Below are 13,957 nucleotides of genomic sequence, written 5' to 3' on the forward strand. Positions count from 1 at the left end.
AAAATGATTCCAGACAGTGACAAAATGGATCTTTTTGTATATGTTCAAGACAATAAGGTTGCCATTTCTCTGAATAAAAAAGATTTTTATTTTAAATGTAAAAGTTCAAAAATAGTAGAGATCACAGAGTCGGAATATAACAATTAAAAAAAATTAAAATGCCAAAAAAAAGAAAATATATAAGTCATAAAAATGATTTGAAAATGATGGAGATCGGAAGATTGATCCTTCGTTTCATGAATGCAAATGCATCAAAAATTTATAATTATAAGCAGATCGCTGACGGAATAGATTACAAAAACCCAAGACAAAGGGAGCTTGTCATTCAGGCACTGCATAAACTTCAGGGTTCTGAAAAGATTAAAGAAGTAGAAAAAGGAAAGTATATCGTCAATCTGAAAATAGAAGGGACGTTAACAGGAATTATCGATTTCAACCAAAGCGGAAATGCTTATGTAAATGTAGAAGGATTAGAGACTGATGTTTTCGTTCATGCCAAAAATGTAAAGGATGCCCTTCAGGGAGATAAGGTTCTTATTATAACTTATCATTATAAAGGAAAGAAAATGGAAGGGTCTGTTTTGGAAGTTTTGGAAAGAAACAGAACAGAGTTTGTAGGGACTTTTCAGAAAGTAGCGCACAAGGATTTTGGATTTGTAGTTTGTGATAAAAAATCAATCAATACAGATATCTTTATTTCGAAAGCAAACTTCAATGATGCTCAGGATGGTGATAAGGTAATTGTGAAGATGACTGAATGGAAACCCGGAGATAAAAATCCTGAAGGAAAAATCACACAGGTATTGGGTGCTCCGGGAGAACACGAAACAGAGATCCACTCTATTCTTGCTGAATATGGTTTACCTTATGAATTTCCTCAGGAAGTAGAATTGGATGCAGATAAAATAGACAGAAGCATTACAGATGAAGAAGTAGCAAAACGTTGGGATATGCGTTCTATTTGTACGTTTACTATTGACCCTAAGGATGCGAAAGATTTTGATGATGCCCTATCAATTAGAAAACTGGAAAATGGAAACTGGGAAATCGGGGTTCATATTGCTGATGTATCTCATTATGTAGTTCCGGGAACAATTCTGGATGATGAAGCGTATCAGAGAGCAACTTCGGTTTATTTGGTAGACAGAGTTGTACCGATGTTACCGGAAGTGTTAAGTAATGATGTATGTTCTCTTCGTCCACATGAAGATAAATATACCTTTTCAGCAGTTTTTGAACTGAATGATCAGGCAGAAATCCAAAAGCAGTGGTTTGGAAGAACGGTTATTCATTCTGACAGAAGATTTACTTATGAAGAAGCTCAGGAACGTATTGAAAGCGGTCAGGGAGATTTGGCTGAAGAGATTAATACTCTTGACAAATTAGCGAAGATCATGCGTAACGAACGTATCAGAAACGGAGCCATTACATTTGACAGAAGTGAAGTAAGATTCAACCTGGATGAAAATAATGAACCAATTGGGGTGTACTTTAAAATCAGTAAAGACTCCAATCACCTGATTGAGGAATTCATGCTTTTAGCCAACAAAAAAGTATCTGAATTTATTTCTTTAACAAGAAAAGGAGAAATCACTAATAATACTTTCATTTACAGGGTCCATGATGATCCGGATCCTGCTAAGTTAGAATCGTTAAGAGATTTTGTCTCTACGTTCGGATATAAAATGAACCTTGCCAATACCAAAAAGGTTGCAGAGTCTTTAAATAAACTTCTTCATGACGTCAAAGGAAAAGGAGAAGAAAATATGATCGAAACCCTTGCGATGAGAAGTATGAGCAAAGCGGTATATTCTACAGAACCTATCGGACACTACGGTCTTGGTTTTGCCTATTATAGTCACTTTACCTCTCCTATCCGTCGTTATCCTGATTTGCTTGCTCACCGTCTTCTTCAGCACTATCTGGATGGAGGAAAATCTCCAAGCAGACAAGAATTGGAAGAAAAAGCAAAACACTGCAGTTCCATGGAAAGATTAGCTGCTGATGCAGAAAGAGATTCCATCAAGTTTATGCAGGTGAAATTTATGGAAAAACACCTTGGTGAAACTTTCACAGGAGTAATTTCCGGAGTGGCAGAATTTGGATTCTGGGTAGAAATTCCTGAAAACGGAGCTGAAGGTCTTATCAAATTAAGAGATTTAGTAGATGATTCTTACATGTATGATGCCAAAACACATGCAGTATACGGAATAAGACACGGAAATAAATATCAATTGGGAGACCAGGTTCAGATCAAAGTAGTAAAAGCGAATCTGATCCAAAAACAATTAGACTTTAAGATTGTTGAGTAAAATCAAACAGCAAAAATTCATAATAAAAGAGGTTGTTCCTAAGCTGGAATGACCTTTTTATTTTTTAGAAAATTAAAAAAAATGTTCTTTAAACCAGATCCGTTTTCTCATACTATCAAAACTTCCCTCCTCCCCGATTCCCGCTTCATTTCTAAAAATCATGTCTCAAATACCAGATAAAATAAAAGTTGATATATCACATCTTTATTGAATAATTAAATCATAAAGTATAACTTTGTATAAAACGGAATGAATTTTTTTCATTTTAAAATTTATTAAATGCTTGAACTTGTACTATCTGCCATTATTTTAGGATTCATGTTGAGTCTGGTTTTTATAGGACCTATATTTTTCCTGTTAATAGAGACCAGTTTCTCAAGAGGGCCAAAACATGCCTTATCATTGGATCTTGGAGTCATCACTGCAGATTTACTGTGTATTGTAGCAGCATATTATGCCAGTGCAGATATTGTTACCTTAATAGATAAACATCCGGGCTTTTATAGGATCACTTCTATTCTGATTTTTATATATGGAATTGTAATGCTGGTAACGAAGACCAAAATGCACATGCCTGGTGAAGAGAAAATCATTAGCCAAAACTATATTAAGACCTTTTTCAATGGTTTTTTCTTTAATCTTTTAAATGTTGGGGTCATCCTTTTTTGGCTGGTAACAGTAATTTCTGTTAGAAATCAATATCCGGATACCAGCAGTTTTATTTTATATATAAGCATTGTAATAGGAACTTATCTGGGCATTGACCTTGCCAAGATATTTTTGGCTAAACAGTTTCACGATAAACTTACCCAAAAACTGGCCAACAGGATCAGAAGAGTTGTAGGAGTGATTCTTATCGTTTTCAGTTTCTTTATCTTCCTGCAGAGCTTTAAGAAGTTCAATCAGTTTGACAGGCAACTGGAAGAAGCTGAGAAAAAAGAAGTAAAATATCAACAAACAAAATGAAAAAAATTATCTTTCCAAAAGCTCTTAAAAAAGGAGCTAAAATAGCTGTTATTTCCCCTGCAGGAGCTGTAGATGCTTCCCAACTCAAAAAGGGAATAGAATTAATTAAAAGTAAAGGATTTGAACCTGTTTTAGGGGAACACCTTTACACCAAATTTTCAAACGGATACAATTACGCAGGAACAGAAAAGGAAAGAATAAAAGATATCAATTGGGCTTTAAATGATAAAGAGATTGGTGCCATCTGGGCTTCAAGAGGCGGTTACGGATGTCAGCACCTGATCCAGCACCTGAAACTGAAAAATTTTACAGAAAATCCAAAATGGTATATTGGCTATTCCGATAATACGGTTATACAAAGCTATCTGTTGAAAAAAGGCTTTGCTTCCATCCACGGACAAACCATCAAAACCTCCAGTTTTGGGGTTACCGATGATAGTTATGATTTAATCTTCGATATTTTAAAAGGAAAAACGCCTAAATACAGCCTAAAATCTCACCCATTAAATAAACAGGGTAATATTGAAGGAGAATTAGTTGGAGGGAATTTAGCCCTTATCTATGCTCTTCTGGGGACCAAATATTCTTTTGACTTTAAAGATAAAATCTTATTCATTGAAGATATCGGTGAAAACTTTTATGCTCTAGATCGTATGATGATGAGTCTTGAGCTTGCAGGTGTTTTTAATAAAATCAAAGGACTTATCGTAGGAGGAATGACCAATATGGGTGATGAAAAAGACAACAAAGATTATGAATCCAGCTTTGATGAATTTGCCTACAAACTGATCTCTGAAAGAATTTCAAAATATAAATTCCCTGTAGTATTCGGTTTTCCAAATGGACATATCAAAGATAACCGCCCTCTTTTAATTGGCGGGACGGTTACAATAAAGATTGGTGATAAGACAAAGATTGAGTTTTAGTAAGAATTAATCCCTACCCCCGGATTTACTTGGGTAAACTACTTTTCCATCTTTATTAATGATGACAGGAGCTGAAGTGGTGGTTGAGTTTATTGGAAATTTCCATTTTTCTGCGCCATTGCTTTCTAAGAAAGCATATACAAAGTTTGAACCGCCACCACCAACAAATACTGTGGCATCTGTTGAAACAGATTCTGCACTATTAGAATAAATTGTTTTTTGCCATTTTATGTTTCCTGTCTGCTTATCCATAACAGTAATATTTCCCGAACTGGAATTTGCAGAAACATAGTTTTCATTGACAAATGGGCTGCTCGAATATTTACCTGAATTATAAGATTGCCAAATGATATCTCCTGTTAAAGCATTTAATTTGTATAAATAATTTTGATCGGTTGTATATAAATATCCATCTAAAATTGTAGGAGAAGAAGATTCAAGAGAGCTTCCAAGCTGCTTTTTCCAATTTAATTCACCTGTTACTTTATTAATGTTATAAATATATCCATTTCTATTCCCGATATAGAGGCTATTTTGTACTATTGAAGGCGAAGAGGAATTAAAAAAACTACCTGCATAATATTTCCATTTCAATACTCCATTACTTTGATCCAATGCATAAAGATAACCATCATCACTCCCAAAATAAACGATTTCTCCGGAGACTGTTGGACTTGAACTAACGTTAAAATCAGTTTTATATTTCCATTTTAATTCTCCTGTTGCAGCATTTAAGGCATAAAAGTTATCATCATCACTGCCAAAGAAAACGGTATTGTTAGAAACATACACACTTGATTCAATCGCCTCCCCTGCTTTGAATTTCCATATGAGTGTTCCATTAGTTGCGTCAAGAGCATACAAGTATTCATCTGTACAACCCACATATAATACGTTATTATTATAAAAAGCAGTACTATATTGAAACGTTCCTTTAGTCACAGGAAAAGACCATTTTAGCTGACCACTTTGAGAGTCAAGTGCATAATATTTATTTTGTCCGCCAATGAACATGACGTTCTTCGTATAATTAGTTGGATTTTCGGTAGTATCTTCAGATGAAGAGCAGCTCATTGCGCATGTTAATATAATGCAGCCAAAAAGTAATTTAATTTTCATAGGTTTGATATAGTCAAGGCGAAAATACAAAAATTAATATGGCAAATCACAATGACTTCGGTATCTTAGCAGAAGAATTAGCAGCTGATTATTTGGAAAAAAACGGATATAAAATTCTGGACAGAAACTTCCGATTTCAGAAAGCAGAGATTGATATTATTGCTGAAAAGGATGAGTTCATTATCATTGTTGAGGTAAAAGCTAGATCCACCGATGCTTTTATATTGCCTCAGGAAGCGGTGACTAAAACCAAGATCAGATCCATTGTATCTGCAGCAAATCATTATCTGGAAGAATTCAATAAGCAGAATGAGGTGAGATTTGATATCATTTCTGTTTTGCCTGATCACAACAAAAATCTAACGATTGACCATATAGTTGATGCTTTTCAGGCATTTGATGCCAATTAATCATCTTAAAAAATAATAATAAATGGTGTATCAGTTTAAGAAGATATCAGTGTAACAATAAAGAACATGCATTGATAAATTGTTAACCTGATTCAATATTACATTCAATAATAATCAGTTTTATGAAAACAATATTCATCACCGGAGCTACTTCCGGTATCGGTAAATCTACAGCTGAGCTTCTGGCAAAACAGGGAAACAGAATCATCATTTGTGGAAGAAGACATGAAGTACTGGAATCTTTAAAGGAAGAATTATCTCATTTTACCGAAATTTTTAGTCTAATGTTCGATGTAAGGAATCTAGAAGAGGTAGAAACCGCAATAAATTCGCTTCCCGAAGAATGGAAAGATATTGATGTTCTGATTAATAATGCTGGGAATGCCCATGGTCTTGATCCACTTTCATCGGGAAAGACAGATGACTGGGATTCTATGATCGATGGGAATGTGAAAGGACTTCTTTATGTTTCCAAAATGATTATCCCAGGTATGAAAACTAAAAATTTAGGTCATATTGTAAATATCAGTTCTGTGGCAGCAAGGCAGACATACGCCAATGGAGTAGTGTACTGCGCTACCAAAAAAGCAGTAGACGTTATTTCTGAAGGAATGAGATTAGAGCTTACTGAATTCGGGATCAAAGTAACCAATATCCAACCCGGAGCTGTGGAAACAGATTTTTCATTGGTAAGATTCAAAGGAGATAGCGAAAAGGCAGCAACTGTATATACAGGATACGAAGCATTAAAAGCTGAAGATATTGCAGATGCTATTGCTTACTGTGTAAATGCTCCCAAACATGTTACCATTGCCGATATGTGTATTTATCCAAGTGCTCAGGCAGAACCAAGAACAATCTACAGAAAATAGTCTCAAAATAAAGGACTAAATTTGTAGAAAATTTTAAAAGTAATTTTGCTTTTCCGCAAAGGTTACCATTTAGCTTAAAACAAGAAAATGAAAATTCTATATCTTGAAACATCCTCTAAAAACTGTTCGGTAGCCGTATCAGATAACGAAAAGCTGCTGTGTGTATGTGAAGAGGTTTCTGAAAACTATAAACAATCTGAAAGTCTTCATACCTATGTTGAATGGGCGCTGGAAGGCGCAGGAATATCACTGAAAGACATTGAAGCAGTTTCCTTAGGAAAAGGACCGGGTTCTTATACCGGATTAAGAATTGGAGCAGCCTCTGCAAAAGGGTTTTGTTATGGGCTGAAGGTTCCGTTTATCGCAATCAATTCTCTTGAAAGCATGATAGAGCCGTTTTTAGGGCAGAACTATGATTTTATAGTGCCATTGATCGATGCAAGAAGAATGGAGGTTTATACAGGTGTTTATGACGGTTCTACAGGGAGAGAAATTTCTGCAACGGAAGCAAAGATTTTAGATGAAACTTCCTTTGAGGAGTTTAGAGATAAGAAAGTAGTCTTTGTAGGAGATGGTGCTAAGAAGGCTAAAGATATTTTAAACCTGCCTGATGCAGACTTTAGAGAAGATATTTATCCATCTGCCCAATATCTGATCAAAAAGACATTGGAGAAAATAGAAAAGAAGGAGTTTGAAGATATGGCTTACTTTGAGCCTTTTTATCTTAAAGACTTCCACGGGGTAAAGAAAAAGGGTTCATAGAATTCTATACCCTCAGAAAAATAAAAAAAGCGAAGAGTACATCTTCGCTTTTTTATTTTATTGATTTTGTGGCCTATCAGGAATACTCTTATTTCTAAATTTTGGCTTATCAGTTTTTTGTTGAGGTGTGTTGTTCATATTCACTGAAGGCTTTGGTTGTGCCTGTTTAAGATCCTTCGGCGCTCCATTTGAGTTTCCATTGAGGTTCTCACTGGCCATTGGCTGAATATTGTTGTTTACAGGTGGAGTAGGAGCCCCCGGTTGTTGGGGAATAGAATTCCCTTTATTATCAGTTGCCAGGAAGCTGAGATCACTTTTCAGATAATTCAGCATCTCTTTAGCTCTTATGCCTTCAGGAGTTTTGGAGTAGTTTAAGGCAATCTGTTCAAGCTGTAAGATCATTACTTCCTTCCCACTGGCTTTTCCTGTATTAAAAGCATTCAATAGGTATAATTTCGGAACTAATGCGTCTTTCGGATACTTTTGGAGTGTTTGGTCAATAACTTCTTTACTTTCCCCGAATTTCTCAGCTTCATATAACGCATAAGCTTTTTTGTATTCATTTTCAACATCCTCTGTTGATTTTACAAATGAATTGTTTTTAGGATTTCGGGCAAACTCAGCATATGAAGTATAAGGATAATCAGCTAATAGAATTTGTTTTGCTCTTTCAGCCGCCTGAGGAGTTTTCTCATAATTCATGGCAAAAATCTCATACAATGCCTGAAGCATTACCTTCTCTTCCGGTTTTACATCTACAAGGTCATACAACGTTTTCGTGGCCAGTGGAGTATTGGTAAAATAATTCTGATACATAATCCCAAGGCCTAAAGATGCAGTATCTCTGTCCTTTTTAAGAAGTGCCAGTTTACCTTGATCGGTAGGAATCTGCTCAATGTAATAAGCAGGTTCAAAACGTCTCGGATTAGCAACAGTAGTTACCCCAAGCGCTTCACTTTTCATATCCTCAATAGAAGCCATTTTCTTGGAAAAACGCCAGTTATCAGATAGAGCTCTTTCTCCCCAAACCTGTTTAAATGAAGACGTTCCTTTGCTTACCGTACCTGTATTGTTGAAATAAAAACCTTTCGTTGTTACTCCAAAATCTTCAAAAGAATTAGAATTGTTATTGGCAAAAATAGAATTGGCATTATAATCTCCGGTATCAAATCCCTTGTTTCGCTCTGCACGTCTTCTTTCCTGTTCCTCTTTCTCCTCCTTAATCTTTAATTTGGCAATATATTTTGAGAAAAATTCTGTTCGTTGTGTATTATCCATCTTAGCCAAAGAAAGAATACTGTCATTCTTTTTGATGAGATAATAGTTTTTAGAAATCTTTTTAATGTAGGCAGACTGATCCTGTAGTAAGATCTTTGAAGGTTCATAGGTCATTACGGCAAGAGCTGAATCATAATACGTTCCCGCACCAATATAATCATTCTTTTCAAGATAACTTTTCCCTATCTCATAATAAGCCAATCCACGAATCTGAGGATCAGAAACCTTCTCAAACAAAGACTTTCTGAAAAACTGCTGTGCTTCATCCTTTTTTCCGGCTTTATTGGCCATAAGCCCTAACGCATAGTAAAATTCATTTTTTCTGGAAGCATAAGTTCCTTTTTTACTAATCCCTTCCAGATAGTTTTTAGCTCCGTTATAGTCTCCTTTACCATTGAACGTTTTGGCAATAGCAATTTGGGATTTTACTTCAAATTCAAAATCACTGGAATACTTATAGGCTGCAGTATAGCTTTCTCTTGCTTTATCGTTTTGTCCAAGATTTTCCAGAACCTGACCTCTCAAATAAGCAATTCTGCTCTTCAGCTTTCTATTGGAATTCAGCTCAAAAGCCAAATCAAGCTCTTTCGCAGCATCTTCCTTTTTTCCGGCATCCAAGAGTGATTCAGCATAATAAATGCTTAAAAGTTTGGAATAAGTTTTATTGATTCCATCACCCTTTAGCTTGGCAAAAGTTTCATGGGCTCTGTGGTAGTCTTTGATTTTATCATAAGCTACCCCTTGATAAATTCTGGCCAATGGAATCCTTTTATCATCCTTCATATGAGTGAAGACATAATTAAGTGCATCCATCGCTTCCAACGGTTTATTTCTATAAATTCTGGACTGCGCAAGAATAATATAGGCATCAAAAATCTGTTTGTTTTTTTCCTCGCCGTTTCTGGTAACAGAATATTTATTGATAGCTTTTAATGCCTTGGCTTCAGCAATTTCGAGAGTTGTTGCTCCTTTAGTTGCCGTTCCTCCATCAGGATTAGAAGGAGTATTTCCCTGATTACTTGGCATATTTGGTATATTAGGAATTCCGGAATTTCTTCCGGAGGGTCTGTTGGCAACTTCTGCCATTTTCATGGAATTCTCTGCAAAAGCAGTTGATTGTCCTAAGTCACTTCCTAAAGGCTGTTCTTCAAAGGTAAGAATAGGAATGTAAGGAGCATAAAAATTGTCCTTATGTCCCTTATCTCTAGCTGTAAACTCACTGTTTAAGGCATCCTTAGCATTAAACAGGGTGTTATAATATGTGGAAAATCCTTTCAATAGTTTGGAACGCTGCTCCGGCTTCTTTGTTTTGGTAGCACAGGAAGCAACAAGGCAAATCACTAAAAGGAACAATATATTCTTTTTCATTATTCAATATAACTCGCTAATCTGCTTTTTATTATCAGCAGTTTGATGATTTTGTAAAAATAATAAAATTTTATAATGAATAATATTTATATTTCTTCCGGAAATATTTTATTTCATCTTTATGAGGATCAGAAACCGCTATGATTTTTAATTAGCGGAGATCTCTTTTAAAATTTTGTAAACCATGTGGGTCGGAAGCCCCATAATAGTATAAAAACTACCTTTAAGGTTTTTGATTTTTGCCATTCCCAGCCATTCCTGGATACCATAACTTCCGGCTTTATCAAAAGGCTTGTAATTTTGAATATAATACTGAATTTCTTCATCAGTGATCTCATCAAAAGTCACATCAGCAACATCTGTTTCCGTAAATACCTTATCTGCAGTTTTGATGGTTATTCCAGTATATACCTGATGGGTTTTTCCTGAAAGGCTTCTGAGCATATGATAAGCATCTGCTTCATCCTTTGGCTTCCCCAGAATCTGACGATCTATGGCAACGACAGTGTCAGCAGTCAGTAAAACTTCATCAGCTGTAAGACTTCTGAAAGCATCTGCTTTTAATTCAGCTAAATAGGCAGCAGCTTCCTCTATTTTTATAGATTCAGGGATAATTTCCTCACAGTCGATTTTTACCACTTCAAATTCAAAACCAAGGCTGGAAAGAAGTTCTTTTCTTCTTGGTGATTGTGATGCTAAAAGTAATTTCATAAGTAGGATTATACAGATTGTGTGTTATCATCATGCCAGTTCCCCTGAACTTTCATTACCTGTTCAATGACATCGCGTACAGCACCGCTTCCTCCTTTTATTGGAGAAATATAATCAGCTACTCCTTTTACTTCAGGAACAGCATTTTCAGGACATGCTGCAATGGCAGAGTTTTCCATGATATGAATATCCGGAAGATCATCTCCCATGGTTAGAATCTCCTCATTTTTAAGGTTATACTTCTTTTTAAAATCTTCAAAATCTTCCACTTTATTATGGGATTTCGGATAATAGTCCTGAATACCAAGGTAATTGATTCTATGTTTTACCATATCATCATTCCCACCTGTAATAACTCCTATTAAATAGTTGTTTTTTAGGGCTTTAACTACTGCATAGCCATCCAGTACATTCATTACCCTGCACATATTTCCTCCTGGCATCAGATAAACACTTCCATCTGTGAAAACTCCGTCTACATCAAATACAAAGGCCTTAATATCCTTTAATTTCTCTTTATAACTCATACATTTTTTGAATAGAATGATTCATTGTCTTATAAATGCTAAGACTTTCTTCGTCTTGTAATAATTGCTCATGTAATTCTAAAACCCTAAGATCATTTCTTACAGCCGGTCCAGTTTGAGCCATTTTAGGATCTATCTCGTGAATCTTCTGAACCGTTTCATCAATCAAGGGTAAAAAATAATCAAATGGAATCTCCTGAGAATCCGAAATTTCCTTAGCTCTTGAAAAAAGATGATTCACAAAATTGCACGCAAAAACTGCAGTCAGGTGAATGTACTTTCTTTTTTCATGATTGCTTTCCATCACATTTTTCGAAATCCTCGAAGCCAGTTCAAAGAGTATTTTTGTATCCTCTTCATTTTCAGCTTCAATGAAAAACGGAATCTTGTCGTATTCAAGTTCTTTGGATTTTGAAAAGGTTTGTAGCGGATAAAAGCTTGCCTTTCTGTATTGTCCGTTCAAAGTTTCCTTTGGAAGAGAACCTGAAGTATGGGCAACCAGACAGTTCTTTTTAGTAATCAATGTCGAGACTTCTCCTACAGAATTATCACTTACACAGATGATATAAAGATCTGCATCTTCAAGATGTTCCGTAGAATAAGGAATATTCAGTTCTTCAGAAATTTTACTCAATTCTTTTTCGTTCCGCCCAAAAATCTGAGCAAGGGAAATACCTTTCAGGTTGAAGGCTTTTGCCATGTGATACGCAACATTTCCGGAACCGATAATTACAATTTGCATCTAACAAATATAAGATTTTAAGCTGAGTCGGGAAAGGAAGAGTAATACAGAGGCTTGAAACTTAAATATAGGCACGTTTATTGCGTAACTGTCTCATATTATTTTTAATATTTACACTGAAAATTGAATATTTAATTTAACTTTCAGTTATTTTTGTAATCCAAAATAGTGAAAGGCATCTTATGAAGATTAAGGACGCGGAGATTATTTCGTTGATGCAGAATCCACGGACACAGGATAAAGGTGTTCGTGCCTTGATGGATGCCTATCAAAGCAGATTGTACTGGCACATACGAAGAATTATTGTGGACGGAGATCTTGCCCAGGATACTTTGCAGGAAACTTTTATTAAAGCTTATCAGAATTTTCATCAGTTTAAAAACGATAGCCAGTTGTATACCTGGCTGTATAGAATTGCTACCAATGAAGCTCTACAGCAGGTTAATAAACTGAAGAAAATGCAGAAAACAGATGAAGATCCCGAGTATCATATGCAAAATCTTGTAGCAGACAATGTGGAAGGAGATGCCGAAGAAATACAGATGTTACTGCAGAACGCCATACAAAGCCTGCCGGAAAAGCAGAAACTGGTATTTATGATGCGGTATTATGATGATTTGCCCTATGAAGAGATATCTAAAATTGTAGAGATGTCCGTAGGAACATTAAAAACAAATTATCATTATGCCAAACAGAAAATAGAAGAATATATTAAGGAAAATTACGAAAGATAATTTTTGACAAAACAAAGATGAAAGAGTTCGACATAGAAAAACTAGAACGTAAAAACATTTACACAGTCCCTGATAATTTGTTTGAAAATATTCAGGAGAGGGTTATGAATGATATAAAGGCGGAGCAAAAAGCACCAGCACCGGTCTTTAAATTAAATTGGATGTATGCAGCAGCAGCGTCACTGGCTTTGATCTTTGGAGTAACTTTTATTTATAATTCCAATAATAATTCTGCAGATAAAGAGCTGAATTCAAAAGAGGCGTATGCGATGCATAAAGGAGAACCTCAGACGGAAGCTGAGCTTGCTTATGAAACATTGAAAGGAGATTTAACCTCTGTTGAAAATAATAATCAAACAGTTGTAAATCAGAAAAATAATACTTCTTTAGCTGTGAAAAGCGAGGGAGGAAATGAAAAAGAAACTGTTTCACAAAAAGTAGTGAAACCAGTAAATAAAAAAGAAGAAACACGGATGAATGAATATCTGGATTCGTTCTCCAATTCTGAAATTGCAGAACTGGCAAGTAACTCGACTCAGGATGTTTATTTGGATTTATATAATTAATAAAGAAAGATGAAAAAGATACTATTGACGTTTTTTATTATTTATGGTTTTAGTCTTGGCTTAAATGCTCAAAGAACCGATTATGACTGGAAAAAGATGGATCCTAAACAAAGGAAGGAGGTCATCAACAATCTTTCTCCTGAAGAAAGAAAGGAACTCCTTAAAAAATTCAGGAATAATATGATCATGGATAACCTAAATGTAGATCCAGGAGATAAGGCGGAATTTACACAGCTTTATAATGAGTATCTTGACAGTCAGAAACAGATAAAAAGTCAATTTGATCCAGGCTTTAATCCTGAAACACTATCCGATGACGAAGCGAAAGCTAAATTACAGCAAAGCTTTGAAATAGGGCAGAAGCTTTTGGATAACAGAAAAAAATACGCAGAGAAAATGCAGGAGGTAATTCCCTGTCAGAAAGTTCTGAAGTTATTTCAGTCTGAGGGTATGATGAGAGATAAAATGAACGAAAGAAAACCCCATGTACACAGTAATACTTCGGGACCTAAACAAAACCCATAATAGTTTATTTTTTTAATGTTGGACGGCTCTTACAATTTCTTTTTGTGAGAGCCGTTTAATTATCTCTTTAAATCTATATTTTGTCGGAGAATAAAGAGATTATTATGTTGAAGAGAAATATTCCGAACAAGAGAGAGTA

General features: G+C 35.3%; 14 protein-coding genes. 9 read left to right on the forward strand and 5 right to left on the reverse strand.

What is annotated here, in order from left to right; genetic code table 11:
- The first annotated feature begins 158 nt into the window (after positions 1-158).
- The 3 genes from rnr to NBX25_RS01570 all read left to right on the forward strand — a co-directional run bounded on the left by rnr (position 159) and on the right by NBX25_RS01570 (position 4,204).
- Positions 159-2,312: a ribonuclease R gene (gene rnr, locus NBX25_RS01560; RefSeq protein WP_250252527.1), complete on the forward strand. Its 2,154-nt coding sequence runs from the start codon at positions 159-161 to the stop codon at positions 2,310-2,312.
- Positions 2,313-2,591: 279 nt separating this feature from the next.
- Positions 2,592-3,278, forward strand: a complete 687-nt coding sequence (locus NBX25_RS01565) for a LysE family translocator (protein WP_123909534.1) — start codon at positions 2,592-2,594, stop codon at positions 3,276-3,278.
- Entirely contained in the window at positions 3,275-4,204 is a 930-nt protein-coding gene (locus tag NBX25_RS01570; protein WP_250252529.1) for a S66 peptidase family protein, read from the forward strand. Before NBX25_RS01565 ends, NBX25_RS01570 begins: the two co-directional genes overlap by 4 nt.
- A gap of 6 nt (positions 4,205-4,210) precedes the next feature.
- On the opposite strand, the gene NBX25_RS01575 is transcribed toward NBX25_RS01570, so the two are convergent.
- Positions 4,211-5,278, reverse strand: coding sequence for an outer membrane protein assembly factor BamB family protein (locus NBX25_RS01575; protein WP_250252531.1), 1,068 nt, complete (start codon positions 5,276-5,278; stop codon positions 4,211-4,213).
- 83 nt (positions 5,279-5,361) lie between these two features.
- Between NBX25_RS01575 and NBX25_RS01580 the strand changes: the two genes are divergently transcribed.
- The 3 genes from NBX25_RS01580 (at position 5,362) to tsaB (ending at position 7,367) form a co-directional block, all read left to right on the forward strand.
- Positions 5,362-5,733, forward strand: a complete 372-nt coding sequence (locus tag NBX25_RS01580; protein ID WP_250252534.1) for a YraN family protein — start codon at positions 5,362-5,364, stop codon at positions 5,731-5,733.
- A gap of 122 nt (positions 5,734-5,855) precedes the next feature.
- Complete coding sequence (locus NBX25_RS01585; protein ID WP_250252535.1) at positions 5,856-6,605, forward strand: SDR family NAD(P)-dependent oxidoreductase; 750 nt, start codon at positions 5,856-5,858, stop codon at positions 6,603-6,605.
- Between the two features lie 87 nt (positions 6,606-6,692).
- Positions 6,693-7,367, forward strand: a complete 675-nt coding sequence (gene tsaB, locus NBX25_RS01590; RefSeq protein ID WP_250252537.1) for a tRNA (adenosine(37)-N6)-threonylcarbamoyltransferase complex dimerization subunit type 1 TsaB — start codon at positions 6,693-6,695, stop codon at positions 7,365-7,367.
- Positions 7,368-7,424: 57 nt separating this feature from the next.
- On the opposite strand, the gene porW is transcribed toward tsaB, so the two are convergent.
- The 4 genes from porW to NBX25_RS01610 form a co-directional block, all read right to left on the reverse strand.
- The gene (gene porW, locus NBX25_RS01595; RefSeq protein ID WP_250252539.1) at positions 7,425-10,013 is read right to left on the reverse strand and encodes a type IX secretion system periplasmic lipoprotein PorW/SprE; all 2,589 of its coding nucleotides are present in this window, start codon (positions 10,011-10,013) and stop codon (positions 7,425-7,427) included.
- Between the two features lie 147 nt (positions 10,014-10,160).
- Entirely contained in the window at positions 10,161-10,724 is a 564-nt protein-coding gene (locus tag NBX25_RS01600; RefSeq protein WP_250252542.1) for a Maf family protein, read from the reverse strand.
- An 8-nt stretch (positions 10,725-10,732) separates the two neighbouring features.
- A complete protein-coding gene (locus NBX25_RS01605) occupies positions 10,733-11,251 on the reverse strand; it encodes a KdsC family phosphatase (RefSeq protein ID WP_250252544.1) in 519 nt (172 codons plus the stop codon).
- Positions 11,241-11,993, reverse strand: coding sequence for a Rossmann-like and DUF2520 domain-containing protein (locus tag NBX25_RS01610; protein WP_250252546.1), 753 nt, complete (start codon positions 11,991-11,993; stop codon positions 11,241-11,243). The genes NBX25_RS01605 and NBX25_RS01610 overlap by 11 nt, the downstream gene beginning before the upstream one ends.
- 182 nt (positions 11,994-12,175) lie before the next feature.
- Here NBX25_RS01610 and NBX25_RS01615 point away from each other — a divergent pair, with 182 nt between their 5' ends.
- The 3 genes from NBX25_RS01615 to NBX25_RS01625 are packed head-to-tail and all read left to right on the forward strand — an operon-like array spanning position 12,176 to position 13,818.
- Positions 12,176-12,727 (forward strand): RNA polymerase sigma factor, encoded by a 552-nt coding sequence (locus tag NBX25_RS01615; protein ID WP_250252548.1) that lies wholly within the window; start codon positions 12,176-12,178, stop codon positions 12,725-12,727.
- Between the two features lie 17 nt (positions 12,728-12,744).
- The gene (locus tag NBX25_RS01620) at positions 12,745-13,293 is read left to right on the forward strand and encodes a hypothetical protein (protein ID WP_250252550.1); all 549 of its coding nucleotides are present in this window, start codon (positions 12,745-12,747) and stop codon (positions 13,291-13,293) included.
- 9 nt (positions 13,294-13,302) lie between these two features.
- Complete coding sequence (locus NBX25_RS01625; protein ID WP_123909545.1) at positions 13,303-13,818, forward strand: hypothetical protein; 516 nt, start codon at positions 13,303-13,305, stop codon at positions 13,816-13,818.
- The last annotated feature ends 139 nt before the right edge of the window (positions 13,819-13,957 follow it).

Origin of the sequence: Chryseobacterium sp. Marseille-Q3244, assembly GCF_940807095.1 — a bacterium.
GTDB lineage: Bacteria > Bacteroidota > Bacteroidia > Flavobacteriales > Weeksellaceae > Chryseobacterium.

Excerpts from the sequence above, each read along its gene's own strand:
- NBX25_RS01615 (WP_250252548.1), top strand. The coding sequence starts at position 12,176 with ATGAAGATTAAGGACGCGGAGATTATTTCGTTGATGCAGAATCCACGG.
- rnr (WP_250252527.1), top strand. The coding sequence starts at position 159 with ATGCCAAAAAAAAGAAAATATATAAGTCATAAAAATGATTTGAAAATG.
- NBX25_RS01570 (WP_250252529.1), top strand. The coding sequence starts at position 3,275 with ATGAAAAAAATTATCTTTCCAAAAGCTCTTAAAAAAGGAGCTAAAATA.
- NBX25_RS01585 (WP_250252535.1), top strand. The coding sequence starts at position 5,856 with ATGAAAACAATATTCATCACCGGAGCTACTTCCGGTATCGGTAAATCT.
- NBX25_RS01605 (WP_250252544.1), bottom strand. The coding sequence starts at position 11,251 with ATGAGTTATAAAGAGAAATTAAAGGATATTAAGGCCTTTGTATTTGAT.
- NBX25_RS01620 (WP_250252550.1), top strand. The coding sequence starts at position 12,745 with ATGAAAGAGTTCGACATAGAAAAACTAGAACGTAAAAACATTTACACA.
- porW (WP_250252539.1), bottom strand. The coding sequence starts at position 10,013 with ATGAAAAAGAATATATTGTTCCTTTTAGTGATTTGCCTTGTTGCTTCC.
- NBX25_RS01600 (WP_250252542.1), bottom strand. The coding sequence starts at position 10,724 with ATGAAATTACTTTTAGCATCACAATCACCAAGAAGAAAAGAACTTCTT.
- NBX25_RS01580 (WP_250252534.1), top strand. The coding sequence starts at position 5,362 with ATGGCAAATCACAATGACTTCGGTATCTTAGCAGAAGAATTAGCAGCT.
- NBX25_RS01565 (WP_123909534.1), top strand. The coding sequence starts at position 2,592 with ATGCTTGAACTTGTACTATCTGCCATTATTTTAGGATTCATGTTGAGT.
- NBX25_RS01625 (WP_123909545.1), top strand. The coding sequence starts at position 13,303 with ATGAAAAAGATACTATTGACGTTTTTTATTATTTATGGTTTTAGTCTT.
- NBX25_RS01610 (WP_250252546.1), bottom strand. The coding sequence starts at position 11,993 with ATGCAAATTGTAATTATCGGTTCCGGAAATGTTGCGTATCACATGGCA.
- NBX25_RS01575 (WP_250252531.1), bottom strand. The coding sequence starts at position 5,278 with ATGAGCTGCTCTTCATCTGAAGATACTACCGAAAATCCAACTAATTAT.
- tsaB (WP_250252537.1), top strand. The coding sequence starts at position 6,693 with ATGAAAATTCTATATCTTGAAACATCCTCTAAAAACTGTTCGGTAGCC.